This is a genomic window from Streptomyces sp. NPDC002125, assembly GCF_053593715.1.
On record NZ_JBSFDD010000001.1, the window covers coordinates 189,181 to 206,742 of the forward strand.

The 17,562-nt window shown below is 69.4% G+C and carries 20 protein-coding genes and 2 pseudogenes; 8 read left to right on the forward strand and 14 right to left on the reverse strand.

Annotated elements, in window-relative coordinates; translation table 11 throughout:
• Positions 1 to 8: 8 nt before the first annotated feature.
• Positions 9 to 425 (reverse strand): ATP-binding protein, encoded by a 417-nt coding sequence (locus tag ACWCQM_RS00875; RefSeq protein ID WP_450913250.1) that lies wholly within the window; start codon positions 423 to 425, stop codon positions 9 to 11.
• A 112-nt stretch (positions 426 to 537) separates the two neighbouring features.
• On the opposite strand from ACWCQM_RS00875, the pseudogene ACWCQM_RS00880 reads away from it, so the two are divergent.
• From ACWCQM_RS00880 to ACWCQM_RS00890, 3 genes and pseudogenes are all read left to right on the forward strand, one after another.
• A pseudogene (locus tag ACWCQM_RS00880) lies at positions 538 to 1,359 on the forward strand (helix-turn-helix domain-containing protein).
• Positions 1,356 to 1,655: a DUF397 domain-containing protein gene (locus tag ACWCQM_RS00885; RefSeq protein ID WP_450913251.1), complete on the forward strand. Its 300-nt coding sequence runs from the start codon at positions 1,356 to 1,358 to the stop codon at positions 1,653 to 1,655. Before ACWCQM_RS00880 ends, ACWCQM_RS00885 begins: the two are co-directional and overlap by 4 nt.
• A complete protein-coding gene (locus tag ACWCQM_RS00890; protein ID WP_450913252.1) occupies positions 1,652 to 1,897 on the forward strand; it encodes a DUF397 domain-containing protein in 246 nt (81 codons plus the stop codon). Before ACWCQM_RS00885 ends, ACWCQM_RS00890 begins: the two co-directional genes overlap by 4 nt.
• Positions 1,898 to 1,999: 102 nt before the next feature.
• Here the strand turns inward: ACWCQM_RS00890 and ACWCQM_RS00895 are convergent.
• The 10 genes and pseudogenes from ACWCQM_RS00895 to ACWCQM_RS00940 form a co-directional block, all read right to left on the reverse strand.
• A pseudogene (locus ACWCQM_RS00895) lies at positions 2,000 to 2,224 on the reverse strand (hypothetical protein); the annotation flags it as partial.
• A gap of 12 nt (positions 2,225 to 2,236) precedes the next feature.
• Positions 2,237 to 3,643 carry a hypothetical protein gene (locus ACWCQM_RS00900; protein ID WP_450913253.1) on the reverse strand — a complete coding sequence of 469 codons (1,407 nt, stop codon included), beginning with the start codon at positions 3,641 to 3,643 and terminating at the stop codon, positions 2,237 to 2,239.
• A 46-nt stretch (positions 3,644 to 3,689) separates the two neighbouring features.
• The gene (locus ACWCQM_RS00905) at positions 3,690 to 4,241 is read right to left on the reverse strand and encodes a histidine phosphatase family protein (RefSeq protein WP_450913254.1); all 552 of its coding nucleotides are present in this window, start codon (positions 4,239 to 4,241) and stop codon (positions 3,690 to 3,692) included.
• On the reverse strand, positions 4,234 to 4,989 hold the full coding sequence (locus ACWCQM_RS00910) for an SDR family NAD(P)-dependent oxidoreductase (RefSeq protein ID WP_450913255.1): 756 nt from the start codon (positions 4,987 to 4,989) through the stop codon (positions 4,234 to 4,236). The genes ACWCQM_RS00905 and ACWCQM_RS00910 overlap by 8 nt, the downstream gene beginning before the upstream one ends.
• On the reverse strand, positions 4,974 to 6,110 hold the full coding sequence (locus ACWCQM_RS00915; RefSeq protein WP_450913256.1) for a hypothetical protein: 1,137 nt from the start codon (positions 6,108 to 6,110) through the stop codon (positions 4,974 to 4,976). Before ACWCQM_RS00915 ends, ACWCQM_RS00910 begins: the two co-directional genes overlap by 16 nt.
• Positions 6,107 to 7,258 carry a glycosyltransferase family 9 protein gene (locus ACWCQM_RS00920; RefSeq protein ID WP_450913257.1) on the reverse strand — a complete coding sequence of 384 codons (1,152 nt, stop codon included), beginning with the start codon at positions 7,256 to 7,258 and terminating at the stop codon, positions 6,107 to 6,109. The genes ACWCQM_RS00915 and ACWCQM_RS00920 overlap by 4 nt, the downstream gene beginning before the upstream one ends.
• The gene (locus tag ACWCQM_RS00925; protein WP_450913258.1) at positions 7,255 to 7,830 is read right to left on the reverse strand and encodes a phosphoribosyltransferase family protein; all 576 of its coding nucleotides are present in this window, start codon (positions 7,828 to 7,830) and stop codon (positions 7,255 to 7,257) included. Before ACWCQM_RS00925 ends, ACWCQM_RS00920 begins: the two co-directional genes overlap by 4 nt.
• A 51-nt stretch (positions 7,831 to 7,881) precedes the next feature.
• On the reverse strand, positions 7,882 to 9,681 hold the full coding sequence (locus ACWCQM_RS00930) for a DUF4254 domain-containing protein (protein ID WP_450913259.1): 1,800 nt from the start codon (positions 9,679 to 9,681) through the stop codon (positions 7,882 to 7,884).
• Positions 9,678 to 10,325, reverse strand: a complete 648-nt coding sequence (locus tag ACWCQM_RS00935) for a hypothetical protein (protein WP_450913260.1) — start codon at positions 10,323 to 10,325, stop codon at positions 9,678 to 9,680. The genes ACWCQM_RS00930 and ACWCQM_RS00935 overlap by 4 nt, the downstream gene beginning before the upstream one ends.
• 3 nt (positions 10,326 to 10,328) lie before the next feature.
• Positions 10,329 to 10,796: an NUDIX hydrolase gene (locus ACWCQM_RS00940; RefSeq protein ID WP_450913261.1), complete on the reverse strand. Its 468-nt coding sequence runs from the start codon at positions 10,794 to 10,796 to the stop codon at positions 10,329 to 10,331.
• Between the two features lie 210 nt (positions 10,797 to 11,006).
• Here ACWCQM_RS00940 and ACWCQM_RS00945 point away from each other — a divergent pair, with 210 nt between their 5' ends.
• From ACWCQM_RS00945 to ACWCQM_RS00960, 4 genes are all read left to right on the forward strand, one after another.
• Positions 11,007 to 12,140, forward strand: a complete 1,134-nt coding sequence (locus tag ACWCQM_RS00945; RefSeq protein ID WP_450913262.1) for a helix-turn-helix domain-containing protein — start codon at positions 11,007 to 11,009, stop codon at positions 12,138 to 12,140.
• A 22-nt stretch (positions 12,141 to 12,162) separates the two neighbouring features.
• Positions 12,163 to 12,732, forward strand: coding sequence for an isochorismatase family cysteine hydrolase (locus ACWCQM_RS00950; RefSeq protein ID WP_450913263.1), 570 nt, complete (start codon positions 12,163 to 12,165; stop codon positions 12,730 to 12,732).
• 4 nt (positions 12,733 to 12,736) lie between these two features.
• Positions 12,737 to 13,651 (forward strand): FAD-dependent oxidoreductase, encoded by a 915-nt coding sequence (locus tag ACWCQM_RS00955; protein ID WP_450913264.1) that lies wholly within the window; start codon positions 12,737 to 12,739, stop codon positions 13,649 to 13,651.
• 260 nt (positions 13,652 to 13,911) lie between these two features.
• The gene (locus tag ACWCQM_RS00960) at positions 13,912 to 14,661 is read left to right on the forward strand and encodes a transposase family protein (RefSeq protein WP_450913265.1); all 750 of its coding nucleotides are present in this window, start codon (positions 13,912 to 13,914) and stop codon (positions 14,659 to 14,661) included.
• Positions 14,662 to 14,764: 103 nt separating this feature from the next.
• Here ACWCQM_RS00960 and ACWCQM_RS00965 read toward each other — a convergent pair whose 3' ends face one another.
• Positions 14,765 to 15,397 carry a hypothetical protein gene (locus tag ACWCQM_RS00965; protein WP_450913266.1) on the reverse strand — a complete coding sequence of 211 codons (633 nt, stop codon included), beginning with the start codon at positions 15,395 to 15,397 and terminating at the stop codon, positions 14,765 to 14,767.
• A gap of 106 nt (positions 15,398 to 15,503) precedes the next feature.
• Between ACWCQM_RS00965 and ACWCQM_RS00970 the strand changes: the two genes are divergently transcribed.
• Positions 15,504 to 15,635, forward strand: a complete 132-nt coding sequence (locus tag ACWCQM_RS00970; protein ID WP_450913267.1) for a hypothetical protein — start codon at positions 15,504 to 15,506, stop codon at positions 15,633 to 15,635.
• 145 nt (positions 15,636 to 15,780) lie between these two features.
• Here the strand turns inward: ACWCQM_RS00970 and ACWCQM_RS00975 are convergent, their stop codons facing one another.
• Both ACWCQM_RS00975 and ACWCQM_RS00980 read right to left on the reverse strand, forming a co-directional pair.
• Complete coding sequence (locus ACWCQM_RS00975; RefSeq protein ID WP_450913268.1) at positions 15,781 to 16,809, reverse strand: RNA polymerase sigma factor; 1,029 nt, start codon at positions 16,807 to 16,809, stop codon at positions 15,781 to 15,783.
• A 138-nt stretch (positions 16,810 to 16,947) separates the two neighbouring features.
• A complete protein-coding gene (locus ACWCQM_RS00980; protein WP_073745623.1) occupies positions 16,948 to 17,169 on the reverse strand; it encodes a hypothetical protein in 222 nt (73 codons plus the stop codon).
• Positions 17,170 to 17,562 lie beyond the last annotated feature (393 nt).

A 17,562-nucleotide genomic window follows, 5' to 3' on the forward strand; every position in this document is an offset into this window, starting at 1 on the left:
CGCTCACCTCATTCGACAAATGTGCTTGCCGAAGCGGCAAACTCGCACCAGACGGTCTTCCCCGGCTGCCTCTCCCCCACCCCCCACGCGTCGGCGAGCGCTTCGACGAGCACCAGCCCCCTGCCCCACTCCGCGTCGAGCGTGGGAACGGCCTCCCGGACCTCGCCGCCCCCGCTGTCGTGCACCTCGACCCGGAGCGCGTGCCCCAGGGTGAGGTGGACCCGGAAACCCCTGCCCGGCGGCACGCCGTGGATCAGCGCGTTGGTGGCGAGCTCGCTCACGCAGAGCAGCACGTCGTCGACGTCCACCTCGCACGCCCAGTCGAGCAGCGCCTGCCGTACGAACTTCCGCACGAGGGGGACGGACCTGCGCTCACGGCGGTAGAACGCCTCGCGGACGGAGGCGAGTTGCGTTGTCTCATTCACAGGACGACTGTCACAGAACGTCACTACTGTGGGGCACCGCGTCAGGTCGTACACCGCGTTTGTACGAGCCCTGACGGGTCCGGCGGGGCTCGCGTACGGGGAAAGGCACGTCATGCATTCGGTGAAGAGGAACAAGCGGGTCACGTCCTGGCACGTCATCGGCGCCCAGCTCGCCGCCTTCCGGCGCGCGGCGGGGCTGACGCAGGCGGCACTGGCCGACCGGTTCTGCGTGGGCGAGGACACGATCGCGTCGATCGAGCAGGGGCGCCGCGCACTCCAGGCTGACTTCGCGACCCAGCTGGACGAACTGCTGTAGACGAAGGGAGCGTTGGGGGTCGCGGTGGCAAAGGTGCCGCAGAAGGAGCGGTTCCCGGCGTTCGTGCAGGACTTCGTGGAGTACGAGCAGGAGGCGGTGACGCTGCTGTCGTACCAGAACCACGTCGTACCTGGGCTACTCCAGACGGAGGAATACGCACGGGCGGTGTTCGCGAGTTCGTACCCGCCCATGGAGGACGGCGAGATGGAGGAGCGCGTCGCCGCGCGGCTCGACCGGCAGCGCGTCTTCGAGCGCAAGCCGCGGCTGATGGCCAACTTCCTGATCGAGGAGTGCATTCTGACGCGGCCTCTCGGGGGCGGGACCGTGCTGCGCGAACAGATCCTCCACCTGCGGCGCTGCGCCGAACTCCCCTTTCTGGGAGTGCAGATCATGCCCACGAACCGCGAGACACACGCGGCGCTCGACGGGCCGATGGTGCTGCTGGAGACCCCCGACCATGATCAACTGGCCTACATCGAGGGACAGCGGGTCAGTGTGCTGCTCGACGACCTCGACGAGGTCAGCGTCCTGCATCAGATGTATGGGATGCTGCGTTCGCAGGCGACTTCCCCCGAGGAAAGCATGCGCCTACTGGACGACCTGCTTGGAGAGTCATGACTCGTACTACACGCGGCACAGCCCTCGCCTGGTTCAAGTCCAGCTACAGCGGAAGCCAGGGCGGGGACTGCGTCGAAGTCGCCTACGACTGGCACAAGTCCAGCTACAGCAGCGACCAAGGCGGCGCGTGCCTCGAAGTCGCCTATGACTGGCACACCTCCAGTGGCAACTGCGTCGAGGTCTCCGCCCACCCCGCCGCCGTGCACATCCGCGATTCCAAGGTCACCGACGGCCCGGTCCTGACCGTGCCCCCGGCCGCCTGGGCCGCGTTCGTCGACGGAGCAGGCCAGCGATGAACACCCGCCCCACAGCCCTCGCCTGGTTCAAGTCCAGCCACAGCAGCAGCCAGGGCGGCGACTGCCTCGAAGTCGCCTACGACTGGCACAAGTCCAGCTACAGCAGCGACCAAGGTGGCGACTGCGTAGAGGTCTCCGCCCACCCCGCCGCCGTCCACATCCGCGACTCCAAGGTCACCGACGGCCCGGTCCTCACCGTGCCCCCGGCCGCTTGGGCGGCTTTCGTGAGCGTCACGGTCTGAGGCACACCGCCGCGTCGAAGTCGGTGGCGAGCCCATGCCGCCCAGTGCTTCCGTGAGGCCCGGCACAGGTTGGTAGAGGGCTGGCAGGCGGCATGCCTGGGCTTCGAGCGCGATGAGGCCCATGGCCTCCGGCGTCGTGGAGGGCATGACCAGGACGCGGTGGCCGGCGAAGGTCCTCCATAGCTGTGGCCGCCGTAGCCAGCCGGGGTAGTGGCGTACAACGTCCGACCACCCGTCCAGCGTCGGAGGGGAGATGCCCCATTCGCTGCCCGGGCCTGCCTCAAGTCGGCACGGACCGGTGAGTGTTGACTTCTCCTCCTGGAACACCCTTCGTAGGGGTCAGCCTGGCGAGCGGTCATCGGGCGACGCCTGCCCCGGCACCACCCTTATCGCGAGTGCGGTGCCGTCCGGCCGGAAGGAACTTGCACCCCAGTCGTCGACGTCGTCCGGCTCAGGCCAGTCATTCCGCCGTTCATACGCCCGTCGGCGGTACTCCTCCACCTTGCCCTCCGCGAGCAGGTCGTGGAGATCTGCGGCCACGCCGGAAAACGCTTCGACCCGCGTGCCGTTGATACGGAAGACCTGGTCAGTGCCCACGTATCGTTCCCCGGCGAAACAGGCTTTCGCGTCGTGGACGCTGGCAGTCCCGGCGTAGGCGGCTTCGCTGAAGTGCTTGCGGCCCTGCTCATCGATCAAATACCGGCCGACGCTCCCACCGCCGCCGGCCAAGGAGAGCTGTCCGGAGGCGTGCGCCCGCGCGACGACGCGGCCGAACCACGAGAATTCCTTCTCAGGGATCAAGAAGGCGTTGTACCGTTCCGCCCCCCGTTCTTCCGGGAGGGCCACGGAGTCCACGTATGGCAGAGACCGGCGACCGATGGCCACATCGGCCGAATCCGCACCTGATGCCGGCCGTACTGGAAGCTCGACACCTCCACCCGTGTGCAGGACATGCACCGTCACACCGGCTGCGGCCAGGAACTCGGTCGAGGTCATGAGCGTGGGAGTCGCGTTCCACTGCCCCAGATGGAATCGCTCCACGCGCTCGCTGCCCCGTGCCAGCTGCCTGTATGTCGTGCGAGAGCTCGCGGAGGTCTTGGGCTTCACCGCTTGGTGGTTGCCGTTCACGGTCACCACGAAAATTCGGGAGCCTTCACCAGGACGCCATGCCTCCAGCAGGAAGTCCGGCCGCGGCCTCGCGCCGAGAGTCCCGGCCGGCTTGGTTCGCGCGAAGCCGGGAAGCAGCACGGTTTCCGCGTCGACGATGCTGACCAGGTGGTCCGGATACCTCTCGCGTAGCTCCCATTCAGCGGCGGCGAGCCCGAACGCTCGGCCCAGTTCCCTTGCCTGCATGGCCCGATAGGACAGCTCGGGAGCCTTCCCCTCATCGGTGAGGCGCAGACTTCCGTGCCTGTCGGCGGCGAAGGCGCGGCAGTACTTCAGCCCTTGCCAGTGCTCAGCCAGTCCCCTGCCTCGTCCTTGCCGTGCCAAGGCTGTACCCCGCGCGAACGTCGCGAGCAAATCCCATGGAGTCACCCGTAAGGGACCGCGCTCGGCCCGGGGCAGTGGGCGCAGGTGCGGCTTGCGGGGACCATGACCTTCCTTCGAGGGCTTCTGTTTCGCACGCTCGCGGTCGACGGCGTCGGCCGCCTTCCCTACCCCGGCGATGAGTTCGGGCGATGAGTTCACCTGCACGGTCAGAGAGTCGCCGAGACGCCTGATCACGTCGAAGGCCGTGGAGTCCATGCAACGGGACGGTAGGAATCCCCGATACCGACGGCAAGAATGCGATTCAGGCCAGGCGACGGATCTCGACGAACGGCAGGGGCGCCCTTGCCGCGGTGGTGAATGCGGCGGGGCCCTCTTGGAGGTGGGTGAGGACGCCGAGGAGGAGGGTGTGGGAGACGGCCAGGAGGGGGCCGTGGCGCCCAGCGGTGTGGTGGAGGAATGCGGCGCACTGGCGGGCGCGGGTGTGGAGGTCGGTGAGGCTTTCGCCGTCTTCACAGCGCAGGGAGGGGTTGGCGAGGCGTCGGGCTCGCCAGGCCCGGTAGGCGGGCGGGTAGGTCTCGGCCGTGCGGCCGAGAACGATGCTCGGGGCGCGCCATTCGGCAAGAAGGCCGGAGATGGCCACGATCGGCAGGCCCGTGAGGTGTGAGACGAGGGTGGCGGTCTGGCGGGCGCGGGGCATCGGGCTGGTGACGATCTTGGTGATGCCCTCAGGGAGGGGCAAGGAGCGGCGCACCTGCTCGCGGCCCTCCTGCGTGAGGCCGGCCTCGTGCGGGGCGTGGTAGCCGGGGCGGTGGCCTTCGTAGGCGCCGTGGCGCATGAGCCAGGTGTCAGCCAAGGATCCAGCCTCCGTCGACGCGCAGGGTCTGGCCGGTGATGAAGCCGGCGTCCTCGGTGGCGAGGAAGGCGACGGCCGCGGCGATGTCCTCCGGGCGGCCCCGGCGCTGGACGCACTGGCGGGCGAGTTGCCGGACGGTCATGGCTTCCGGGTCGTCGACGACGGTGTCCTCAGCGGGGACGTGGATGGATCCGGGGGCGACACAGTTCGCGGTGACGCCGACGGGACCGAGTTCGCGTGCGAGGGCACGGGTGAGTCCTTCGAGGCCGGCCTTGGCACTGATGTAGCCGGCGAGGTCGTGACGGCCCGCCGTGGCGAGGACTGAGCCGATGGTGATGAACCGGCCCCAGCCGGCGGCCGTCATGGCAGGGGTCAGCTCGTGGGCGAGGAGGTAGTGGCTGGTCAGGTTAGAGGCCAGAGCCTCGTTCCAGTGAGCCGGCGTTGTCTCCGCCCACGGGCGGCGGGGGTAGGCGCCGGCGTTGCTGACCAGGATGTCGATCGGGCCGAGCTGCTCGTGGGCCTGGTGACAGAGGGCGCGCACGGCCCCGGCGTCGCGGAGGTCGGCTGCCAGGCTGATTGCGGCGCCGCCGCTGCCGGTGATGTGGGCGGCGGCTGCGGCCAGGTCGACGTCGAGGTGCGCGAGGGCGACGGTGGCGCCGTCGGCAGCGAGACGGCGGGCGATGGCCGAGCCGAGGCCGCCGGTGGCTCCGGTGACCAGGGCGGTGCGGCCGTTCAGGGGGCCGAGCATGGCGACTCCAGCGGGCAGAAGTAGGTGGTCGGGTCGAAGGTGGGGCTCATGGCCTCGGCGAGCCGGGCGAGGAGGACCAGCCGGTCCTCGGAGGCCAGGTCGGCCAGGTTGTAGACGCCGAGGATGCGCATGGCAAGGTACGGGCGGAGCAGGTTCGCCAAGTCCTCGCCGGGCCAGAGACGGTCCGCGACCGGTCGTACGAGCTTGTTCCAGTACGCGGTCACGGCGGCTCGCCGGGGTGCAGAGAGGCGCGGCGTGTAGTCGATGTGGATGGTGCTGGTGGTGTGGTCGATCACTGCTCGTCGGATCTGCGGGGTGTTGGCCGGGCCGTAGGTGAAGGTTGCGGGGTGGTCGGCGAAGGCGGTCGGGTTGTACGTGGGTACGAGCCAGCCGCCGAGAGCGGAGGCGTACCAGAGGAAGTTGGCGAACTCGCCGGGGATGCTGTTCATCCCGGCGGTGTCGCAGTCGAACCAGGCGAGCGGATGGGCGAGGTTGACGTCGGTGGGGTCGCCCTGGGTGAGGGCCGCCCAGACCGGCTCTGCCGTGGCGAAATGCGCGCGCAGCCAGCGGAGGATGGCGCCCCAATCCAGCTGGCAACGACGGCCGTTGATCTTCAGGGCGTAGGTGTTGAGGCGGGATACCGGGATGTCGACGAGGCCGTCGGCGATCAGGAAGTCCTTGCCGGCGTAATACGTGTCGAGTCGGCCGCCGGGTGCCGCGCGGTCCCAGTACAGCTTTCGGACGACGTGCGCCGGATCGGACGGCCATGCCGTCGTGAGAATGACCTCGCAGTATGCGGCCGTGAGTTGGTCCATGTAGGTGCGGAGGTCGCTGCTCGGCTCGTTCGCGTTGAGGAGGTCGAGCAGAAGCCCCTGGTCGGTGCCGCCGGGCAGGCGTTCGTACGCGAGGAGGTGTCCGCCCGGCAGGCGTAGGTGGGCGTGGAGGGAGGGGACGCGGTAGTGCCGGGCCAGGTGGGCGTGGCCGTTGATCTCCTCGTCGGCCTCGGCCGGGTTGCGGGTGTACTTCAGGAGCAGCGAGTGGCCGAAGAGGTCGACCGGGCAGAGCAGGTTGCGGGTGAAGCGCCGCACCGGCCCGATCCGGAGGAGAGGCTGGGAGGTCATCGCCCCACCTCGTTGAGCAGGTCGCGGCCGACCTGGGCCAGCATGGCGGGCGGGAAGGCGTCCATGTGCACGTCCGTGTCCGGGGCGATGGCGTCGCGGACGGGGCAGAGGTCGCCCTGGTGCATGCGGTCGGACAGGTTGGTGGCGACGGCGTGGTGGTGCGGCTGGCCGGTGCGCCACTTGCTGTGGCTGTGGCGCGCGTACAGGCCTATGACCGGCGGGCCACCGCCTTCCCGGCCGCCGCGCGCCATCGCGGCGAGGTGGGTGAGGCCGGTGTCGTTGCCGACGATCAGGTGGCAGTGCGGGAAAAGGACGGCGAGGTGGTCGGCCGGCATCCCGTCGATGTGGAGGGCCTGCACGTGGCGACGGGGAGCCTCCGCCATGATGCGGAGGCTGTCGCCCGGTTTGCCTCCGATGAGCAGCAGGCGGGCTTGGGCCTGTTGGGCCTCGGCGACGTGCTCGGCAAAGGCGATGTAGCGCTGGGCGGTGTAGTCCTTGCGCTCCGGCCAACTGGTGGCGGCGATGGTCAGACCGCCCAGCCAGCCCACGGAGCGCAGTTCTTCCACGAGCTCGTTCGGCCCTGTCGCGACGGTGGGAGCGAAAGGGGCCGTGCCGGGCAGGCGGATGCCGAGGCGGCGCTCCAGAGCCAGGTAGTGGCGGGCGGGCAGGTCCGGGTGGGCGCGGCCGTCGCTCGACCAGCAGGGCGGGGCGGCCGGGTCGAGCACCAGGCTCACCGCCGCCTCCGAGCCGTGCGCCTCGATGCCCGTGCGGTCGCCGATCACGACCCGCCAGCCGTTGGGCGTGGTGGCCTGGGGCTGCGTGAGCAGACCGGTGCGGGCGATCAGTCCCGCGTATGGACCCGCCGCCCGGAGGGACACTCGTACCGACCGCAGCCGTAGCCAGTCGAGGACCGCGCTGACTCCCGACAGCGCGAGGAGGGTGTCGCCGAGCTTCCCCTCGAAGGCCACGACGATCTCGCCGCACCCGCTCAGGCGGTGGACGAGCTCGGCGGAGGCGGCCAGCGGGAGCGGTGCGCCGACGGGAACGCTGTCCCGGTCGTACCCGAGCGGGGTGGTGTGGACGGCCCCGGCGGGGATGACGAGGGAACCGTGGTGGAACCGGATCCCCGGCGGGGCCAGAGCTGTCATTCCGCGCCCTCGATCGTGGTGAGCGAGACGAGCGGCAGGCCGAGGTCGGTGAGCAGGTCGCGGGCTCCGCGGGTCGTGTCCTCCACCAGGCAGGCCGCCGCCAGCGGGACGGCGCCGGCCTCGCGTAGGCGGCGGGTGAGGTCGGCCAGGGTCCGGCCGGTGGTGATCTCGTCGTCCACGATGACGATGCGCTGACCGGGAGTGATGCCGTACGCGAAGACGTCGGTGCGCATCGCGTGGGGCTCGCTGAAGCGGACCGCGCCGCCGAGCGGGAGGTGCAGCTTCCAGGCGATCTTGTACGGGAGCTGGGCGGCGCCTGCGAGGGACACAGTCGGCAGGATGCCGCCGGCGTCCAGGCCGAGGAGGAAGTCCACGGAGCCGATTCCGTCCGGCACTTGCTCCTGGAGCAGACGCCACAGGTCGGCTCCGGTGTTGGCGAGGGTGTCGGGGTGGACCGGGTGCTCCAGGCCGTCCAGTGAGTGGATGACGCGCTCGCGGCGGCTCGTGGCTCCGACGCTGAGCCGTTCGACGATCCGGGCGGTGAAGGACGGGACGGCGATGGTTTCGGGCATGGCGAAGCTCCTGTCGGACGGAGGACAAGGAAGGGAGGAGAGGGAGACTGTTCAGGCGGCGAGCTGGGTCGCGTACCAGGTGAGGAGCTGGTCGACGGCCATGGTGACGGGCTTGAGGACGAGCTCGGCCTCGCCGTCGCGCCAAGCGCTGGAGATCTCGGCCAGGGAGGGCGTCGAGAGGGCCGCCAGGCCCGGCATACGGGAGGCAGCGGCAAGGATCCGATCGGGGCCGGACTCCCATCGGTTGTGCTCGCGCAGGATGAGGCGGCAGGCGAGCACGAGGTGCTTGTAGAGCTGCCGCAGCGCGGTCGGCCCCGCGTCGGCGCGCAGACGGCGCATGGTCAGGATGACCTGCGGGAGTTCCCGGACGGCGGCGAACGCCAGCTCGCCTCTGCTGATCTTCGGCAGTTCGAGGCCGGGTGCGGCATACAGGACAGGGCTGCCCTGCTGGAGCTGGTGGAGGGCGAACGCCAGGCGCGGGGTGAGACGCCGGGCGGTCAGTTCGCCGGGGGTGACGAGGCTGGGGCCGAGGGAGGCCGCACCGCCGAGGGCCATCCGGTACTGCTCCAGGGCCTCGTGGACCCGCCCGATGTCCTCGTGCTCGGCGACCACGAGGAGGTCCAGGTCGGACCAGCCGGCGATCCAGTTGCCCTCGCCAGGGCTGCCGGTCAGGGCGGCGAGCCGTACGCCGGGGCCGTAGGCCCGTACCGCGTCGGTGAAGTCGGCCGTCGCCGAAGCTATGGCGGCAGGCAGGCCCAGCCCGTACGGAGTGGCCGCGCGCAGAGCAGTGGGGGCGGGCGGGGCGGCGATGCGCCGAAGCCGGGCGCGGAGGGCGGCGATGCTGCCGGTGTTGTCGATGACGTGGTCGGCCAGCACGGCGACCTGATGGGCGCCACGGCTCATCTTGATCTCGTCCTTCGCGGCGACTGCCTGTGCCGGAGTGGCGGACCGCTCGACGCGAACGGCGAAGGAGGCGTCCAGGTAGACGATCTGGAGTGCGTCGCCCATGAGTCGCTTGAGCTCGGCGATCGAGGCGTCGTCGTGGACGGACTCGATGGTGAACAGCTCCATGTCGATGTGCGCGTCCGCGAAACGGTTCAACTCACCGAGCAGCAGCTCGGCCTGCCGACGGGCAGACAAGGCGTACGGGTCCGCGAGGCCCTCCCGGTGAGCCGCCTGCCGCAACAGGAAGCCGATCTTGAAGCGTTGCGCACCGCAGGTGCGCTGGACGAACTCGGCGCTGGTGCTCTTGCCGCACTCGCTCAGTCCACCGAAGGCGAGGACCCGGCGCAGACGCCGACTCGGTTTGATCTCTGCGGGGGCGGCGTCGTCCCGGCCGTACAGCTTGAAGCGAGCCGGTACGGGGAGTCGGCGCCGGCCTGCGACAACGTCGGAGACCAGCGCGTCAAGGGCGGCGCACAGTTCCTCCCGTTGGCCGTGAAGGGCGGAGACACGTCGGCGGGCCAGCTCGTCCCGGGCAGCTGCCCGTTCGCTGTGCCAGATCCTCAGCGTCAGCACCGAGAGGCGGTCGACGACGGAGGCGAGCGTCTCGGTGTGCAGCGGTGCGTCGGCGCGGCCTGCGTCGGCCAGCGAGCCGAGGACCTCGTCAGCCCGTTCGGCGAGCAGGTTCCGTTCGGCGTTGAGCTGGTCGATCTCTCGCTTGCAGTCGGCGATCTGGGCGGCGGAAAGTAACGTGCCGCGCACCCGGTCCTCGGTGTCCCACAGACGCCCGTTGACGGTGTGAAGCCGGGTGATGGTGTCGTCCAGGCGGTTCCGGTCCTTGTCCTGGAGCGCTGCCACGGTGCGGGACAGACCGGGTGGCAGCACCAGGGGCGGGGAGTTCTGCGTCATCGGGGACTCCCGTCGGTGAGTCGGCTGAGGCCGAGGCGACCGAGCACGTCGCTGTGCACGGCGTCCAAGGAGCGGTCCTCGCAGTCGACGACCGCGGTGAACGCACCGTGGTCGACCTGGTGGAGCAGAACCGCGTGCAGCGTCTTCTGGTACTCCGGGTAGATCCCGGTCCAGGGGCGGCCCTCGCGGGCGCTGGTGATGGCATAGCTGCGTTCGGCGTCGGATGACGGAAGCAGGAGGATGGAGGTCTCGGGTGTGGCGGCCCGCGAACCGGCGATTCCCGTCACGGTCTTGACCGCCTCGCCGACGGTCAGCCCGTCCTTGACCACGCAGGTCGCAGTGGCCACGGCGAGAAGCATGGGCAGACCCCGGTCCAGCAGACCCGTTCGCCCGCTCTCGCGTGCTGCGGCCCGCTTGGCATGACCGGCGAGCAGCATCTCGGTCAGCTCGACGGTCGTGGACGTCTCGAACCACCACCGGGTGTAGTCGCCGGCGGCGACTCGTGCCCAGGGCTCGGGATCGTGCTCGTGGACCGCGCCCAGCGGCTGGAAGCTGTTCCGCCTTTCGGCCAGCCGCACCAGGTGGGTCGTCTTGCCGACGTTGTCAGGGCCGTTGAGGCTGACGAAGTCCGGGGCTTGCGTCATCGCTCATGCCTCGCGGATCGGGGTGTCGAGGACGGAGGTGATCGCGTACGTGTTGGCGGCGATGAACTCGGCGAGCTCCGGGGGCATCAGATTCAGTTCGCGGACCGCCTCGCCGGTGAGCGGGACGCGTACCACCTCGTACTCGCCCCGCTCCGGATTCGCGAACTCCGTTCCCGTACGCGCGGCCAGGTCCATCGACTCCAAGCGTGCGGCGAAGATGTGCTGGACGCCGACGCCGCCCTCCAACTGGTCGGTGATCAGGTGGACCAGTTCGGCGCGTGCCAGCTTGCCGCCGAGCTCCTCGAACACCTCGCGGTGCAGGGCCGATTCGATGGTCGTGTCGTTCGCCTCGACCCCTCCGCCGACCGTCACCCAGTACGGCTCCCTGCCCGGCTTGGTGCGCTTGATCAGGACCAGTTCGTCGCCGTCGAGGAGGATGGCGCGGGCGTTGCGCTTGACGATGTCGGTCATGCCGTTTGCTCCTTCTGGTGGTGGTGCGGGAAAGAACTGCGGAGGGGCTGCTTGGTGGTGGCCGGCCCCGGCGCGGTGGATTCAGCATGGAGCAAGGCGGTTGCGGAGTGTGATGAACGGGCGCTGCAGCAATGCCGCAGCACTGCTGAACAAGGCTGGATACGCTGGTCGTTCGGTCGTTCCACCGGGTGACGGACAGGGGGTGCCACGGTGGTCACGGTGCAGAGATGGTCCGGTCGGGAAGCCCGACTGCTACGCGACGCCCTGCGCATGAGCCTGCGGGACTTCGCTGCGTACCTGGGGGTCAGCGACCGCACGGTGTCGAACTGGGAGGCAGGCGGTGCCGGCTACCAGCCTCGCGCCGAGTCTCAGGGCATTCTCGACACCGCGCTCGGTCGCGCACCCGACGACGCGAGAACCCGATTCGCGGAAGCACTGGGAATGAGTGACGCTGCTGCACCTGTCACGGGACGGATAGAAGTCGACTCCCACAAGTTCCTGCCGGTCTTCATCGGTGTCGAGCGCGCCGGCCAGCTTCGGGAGTATCTGACACCGAGTGAGGGCGCTCAGTGGCTGGAGTCCTCCTCGGCCCGACTGGACCACCCCGAGGCGGAAAGCTGTGTCCTGCACGTCTTCGCCTGCGGGGTGGCTGTCTTCCACCTTGTCCAGCCGCACGAACCTGCCGCGCTGACCGACCTGGCCGTCTGGCGCTACCGCTCCTACGCGTCCGACCTTCCCTGGGCCCGGGACAAGATCCGTGAAGTCCTCGAAGGGGACCAGGCCGGGGCCCCCAACCCCGAATACGTTCTTTCCCTCTACTGCCTGACCTCCGGCCCGTGGGCCGGAGACGCCTACGACACCGCGCTGCGCCTGCTCTCCACTCCCTCGGTTCTGGTCGACCGCGGGGCGCCGGGCGGTCCCGCGCCCCTGGCCTGCACGGTCGAGGAGTCGCTTCTTGCCACCGGCTTCGACCACCCGGACATCGTGTCCTTCGGTGTACGGGGAGTGTCCACCGCCTACGCCGGCTGGTCAGGCGTCGCGTACGCCTCCCACTCCAGCGAGCGCAGCCTCACCACCGACGAGCTGGTCGCCTGCGAGCTGACCGTCCAGGCCCTGTGGTGTTTCACCCGCCACATCCAGCAGATGGTCGAGGACGGCCAGGACCCCTCCATGCCGGAGCGGTACGGCTGGCGATTCCTGCGCGCCGCCGCCTCCCGGCTGACCACCGCCCGTGCTCAGGAGACCGCACAACACGTCCTGATGCGCGAGGCCATCATGAAGACCAGCGGATTGGCCGAACGGCTGCGCACCGCGCAGGAAGCTCTGCGCGAGAGCGCCGGCTGAGAACGGGCAGGAGTGAGAGCCGATGGACATCAGCAGTGCCGCACTGGTCGTGATCGACATGCAGAACGGCTTCGTGAACCACCACAGTCGCCACGTCGTGCCCGCCGTCGCCGACCTCGTCGCCAGATGGTCCGCCGCCGGGCGCCCTGTCGTCTTCACCCGGTACTTCAACTATCCCGACAGCCCCTTCGAGCGCTTCTTCCAATGGCGTCGGCTCCAGAAATCACCCGAGACCGACATCGTTCCCGAGCTCGCCGAGGCGGCGGGCCACGCGCACGCAGGCGTCGACAAGACCGGATACACGCTCTTCACACCCGAGGCGGCAGAACTGATGCGACAGGCCGGCTGGACCGACCTCGTCTTCTGCGGAATCGCCACCGAGAGCTGCGTTCTGAAGTCCGCCGCAGACGCCTTCGAGCACGGATACGCACCCTGGATCGTGACGGACGCCTGTGCCAGCGACGCCGGCCCGGACGTCCACGACGCCGGTCTGCTCGTCGCTCGGCGCCTGATCGGAACAGGCCAACTCGTGGACGTCGAGCATGTGATGGGCCAACTCGATACGCGTGTGGCCTACCCGGTGCTGGAATAGCCTCATGGCCGACACACCGCTCGACACCGACCTGATCATCATCGGCGGAGGACCGGCTGGCTGCGCCGCGGCCCGCATGGCCGCCGGCGTGGGCATGCGCACGATCCTGGTCGAGCCGGACCGGCTGTGCCGCAATCTCTACCGGATCCCGGCCCTGAACAACGTCCTCGGCGGCCACACCAACGGTCCCGACCTGGCCGACGCCATCGTGGCGGAGCTGAAGGGCACCGAGCTGTGCCGCCTCGAACTCGGCAGGCGCGTCACTGAACTCCGGGCCGATGACGACCGGGTGACCGTCACGGTCGACACCGGTGCGCGTCTCACGGCTCCGTACGCTGTCGTCGCCACCGGCGTCGGCCCCCTCCAGCCCCACGACGTCGCCTGGATCACGGCCCCCAGCGACCTCGCCCTGCCCCCGCTCTGGGAGGCCCGAGCCGACGACGCCCAGGGTCGCACCCTCCTCGTACTGGGCGGTGACCGCCCGATCGGCACGTTCCTGCGGGCCCACCCGGCCACAGATACGCGTCTGCTCGTGGCGTACCCGGCGGCCGACACGTACAAGATCGAGGAAATCCGGGACGATCCCCGCGTCGTGCTCGTTCCCGTCGAGCACCTGGCGTTGGAGCCCGCAGAGGGCACCCCGGTGTCGGCGCAAGGGGTGGGCCAGAATGGCAGTCGGCGGACGATCACTGCGGACGCCGCCTACCTCAGCATCGGCAACGCCCCGACCGCCCCGACCGGCGACCTGACCCGCGGGCCGGACGGATACTGCCCTCCGGCTGACCAGCATCCCCGCGTCATCGTGGCCGGCGACCTCCGGTCGGCCCGCTTCCAGCGGATCATGACTGCCTTGGGATCAGGCAGCGAAGCTGCACTGCACGCCTACTACGCGGCCAGAGACGTGCCGCTCAAGGGCTGAGACGACCGTCTCCGGCTGGGTACCCAAAGAAGGCGCGCCAGGAGGCCCGTCCGGGGCCGCAACGTCACGGCCCGAGCAGTCGCATGCTGGGTCCCGATCGCCAAGGGGATCACTCCGTGCGAGCTGCGCCATACCCACCGGACAATGAGCTTCTTCGGACTAGCCCCTGATCGGGTGACGGCTGTGAGGCGTAACAAGCGAGGCCCTCGGGCTGTTGATCGAGATGTCTGACGTCTCAACCGATCAGCCTGGGGGCCTCGTTGGTCATCTATCCTGCCAGTCTCGACCTGCCTCATGCGCTCGTGGAGTGGGTGACGATGCTCATCGTCACCCGTGAGGGCGACCGGCGGTGCAAATTGCGCCCGTCCCAGCGCGCGATGGTGGCACTGGTGTACATGCGCGAGCACACCACTCTGGCCAAAATCGCCGCCGGGTTCCGGATCAGCGAGTCCACCGCCCACGCCTACACCACCGCGGTCATCGATTTGCTGGCCGAACGGGCACCCGGCCTGCTGAAGGTGCTGCGGGAAAGCGATCCGGACTTCGTCCTGCTGGACGGCACCCTCGCCGAGTGCGACCGCGTCGGCGACGGCCGGGCCGACTACTCCGCCAAGCACCGCCGCCACGGGGTGAACGTCCAGATCGTGACCGATCCGTGCGGCCAGCTGCTGTGGCTCTCGCCGGCCCTGCCAGGACGCTGCCACGACCTGACTGCCGCTCGCACCCACAGGATCATCCGGATCTGTGAGCGCCAGGGCGTCCCGATCCTTGCCGACCTGGCCTACCAGGGCGGCGGACCCTGGGTCACCACGGGCATCAAGCGTCGGCCGCACTACAACCTCACTCCGACCGCCCAGACCCTCAACCGGGCCCTAGCTTGCACCCGGGCGCCGGTCGAACGCGGTGTTGCCCGCCTGAAATACTGGCGAATCTTCCGTCACGCCCGATGCAGTCCGAACCGTATGACGTCAATCGCCAAAGCCGTCCTCACTCTGGAGCGGCACCGCTGACAAAGCTCGACGAACAACGCGAAGATCGAGAAGGGCAGGGGGTAGAGCGAAGCGTGACCGAGCGCTACGGCTGGCCGGTCCGGTCAGTCACAGCGCTCCGGATTTACCAGAGCTCTCCAGGTCCTATGACAGTGAGTCCCACCTGCTCGGCAAGCCAGTGTGCGTAAGGCTCCCTCACCTGGCTGCCGTCAATGCAGACGCTACGAACGTGAAGTAGGACGGTGTGATCGTCGGCAGGCTCATCGAGTTCGCGGGTGCGTGCGTTGAACAGGAGCGACACCTCGGCATGCTTGCGCTCGCCAAGGAAATCCAGCTCAGGTGCATCCGGCCAGCACAGCCACTCCCAGTTGATCCAGCCCCTGCTCGGGCCAATCGCCGCTGCGAAGACGTCCTCAATTCCCCCGATCGGCAGGTTGTCGAACTCGCACGTCACCGGCAGCCGTCCTTCGTACACCGCCGGATCGGTCGGCAGATCACGCCCTGCGAGGCCAGCCACCAGCGGGGGCCACTGCTCCCGTGGCACTCCGCCGACCTCTCGATGATCAAAATCCCCCGCGTACTGCCCCTGGGGCAGCTCCCTCGCCACCCGCTGCACCTCGGCAACCGAGCAGAGCTCGGCATACGCGGTGACCCGAGAGTCCTCTCGGCGGCCGAACTCCATCAGACGGCGCGCGGTGCTGAGAGCCAGGCCCAGGTCGGAAGTGCGGAAGACGGGGTAGGCAATGTCGTTGGACATGCGGGCGACTGTGCCACGACCTGTCCACGCAGGTCACGGGATTTCCGCTGCGTACCGCGGAGGCGCCCATAGGGCCACGATCGGGTGACGTCGCTGAAGAGGCTCAATGACGAAAGACCTCGGCACCGAAAAGGTCCTCACGGACGAGCGCGTGGGCCACATCGACGGCTCCGTCCCGGCCCGCTGCGCCCACGTCACCCCCGGCATGCGTCACCGACTCATGGCCCGGCCTGACTGACGGTGCCGGACCCGAAGTCGGCTCCCAAGCCGACCCCGGAAACCCCTGAGCTGGTCTTACCGGCTGTCAGGGGGAGGGGATTTGCACCCACGACCTCTTCGTCCGGAAAAGAGTGAGGCCGGGCATTGGGATGACAACGCGCGCCCTATGGCAGATCGACCGCCACGCCGAGCCCAGTGCCGGGGACATCCGTCCGCACCGAGGGCAATTCCGGACGGCCGGCATCCGGGATATCCACCGGCAGTTCCGGTATCGACGTGGGTGTGACCACCGAGGTCAGTTCCAGCACCGGCGAAGCGGTCCCGATCGATATCTCCACGGCCACCCGGCCCGGCGGATCGTAGGTGTCCGACGGCTTCTCGGGGACGGGCCGCGAGGCGACCTGGCTCCCCCGGCCGGTGTGCTGGTCCGTGGAGGGGAACGTCGGGTGCGGACGGGCCCGGGAAGCGCGGGACGCAGGGAACTCCGGCGCGGCGGGCGGCAGGGCCTCGGACCTGTTGCCCGGAGGCGGGCCGTCCGGCCGGTCGAAGGGTCCGGCGGGGAGCACCGCTCCCGCGACGGCGAGGGTCACCGCCGCCGTGGCCGCTCCTGCGGACTGCACGGTGCCCGTACGGGGAAATCTGCGTGCGCACAGCCATGCTGCCGCAGCCAGTGCCAGGCTTCCGGCCAGGGTGCCGCGCAGCGACCTCCGGGCCCTGGACAGCAGCGACTCGGTCGCCCGGTAGCTCAGCCCCATGGTCCGGGCCACCTGTCCGACGTCGAGGTGCTGTGCCTGGAGCCGGAGCGCCTGTGCCTGGCGGGCGGGGAGGAGTTCGGCTGTGCGGTCGGCCAGCCATCTGGCCTCCGCGCGGTCGCAGGCCTCCTCCTCGACCAGGGAGGATGCGGCGGGCGCGGCAGACGGAGCCGCGCCCAGTTCCCTGTCTCGGGCGACCTGCCTCTGCCGGTCGGCGCATGCGCGTACGGTCGCGTGCCTGAGCCACGGGCGGATCCTGCCGTACGGGACGCCGGGTTCCTCCACCGCGCGGATCATCGCTTCCTGGACGGCGTCCTCCGCCTCCTCGGCGCTCGACGACCGGCTGCGCGCGATCTCCAGGAGTTCGTCCCGGTGACTCCAGATGAGCTCCCACCGGTTGCCCGGGGCACCTGGACGAGGAGCGGTGCTCGGCTCGCTCACGTTCACAGCCTCTGGTCCGTGGTTTCGGGTCCGATGTGCGTCAGCAAGGGTTGCCCGACTCGCCCGTGTGCCCCGCGATCCGGCAGGACGGGGTGGGGGCACACGGGCTCGGCGTCGGGTCAGACCGAGAGCCTCGGGTCAGACCGAGAGCGTGGCGGCGGAGCCGAGCCCGGCGACACCGAGCACGTTGGCGCCGACTGCGCCCGAGACGCTGCCGGAGAGCAGGTCGGCGTTGAGCCCACCCGAGATGCCACCGACGAGGGGCGCCTCGACGGAAGCGGCGCCGGCGAGGCCGCCGGACACGGCGTCCAGGTCCGCGTCGGAGATTTCCTGGGTCGCTATCTGGGGGGTGGAGCTCATGAGGTGAATTCCCTTCGCATTAATTTGGAATGGCCCGGCCCGACTCCGCAGTGGGGAATGGGCCTTGCCGCTGTCACGGTCACAAGAACGGATTCGCCGTTCGCCCGGAGGCGTCGAATTTCCTTGCAACTTCCGCGATGTGAGGGATGTAAACACGTGGGGCCGCCGCGAAGCCACCCTCCGGAAATTCCGCACGTGTTTCCGGGACGGCACGGTCACATCGCTTCATGGACCCGTACAGTTCCTTCACTGGTCCGGCCGACGGACGTTCCGCCGGCCCGTTCATCGATACGCCACGAAAGGGACATAGCCGTCCGCCGGTGCCCTGATTCCGGCGCGCGTCCGGAGAGCCCCGGCGTGTGCCCCGCCGCCTGCGGACACCGTGTGCAGATC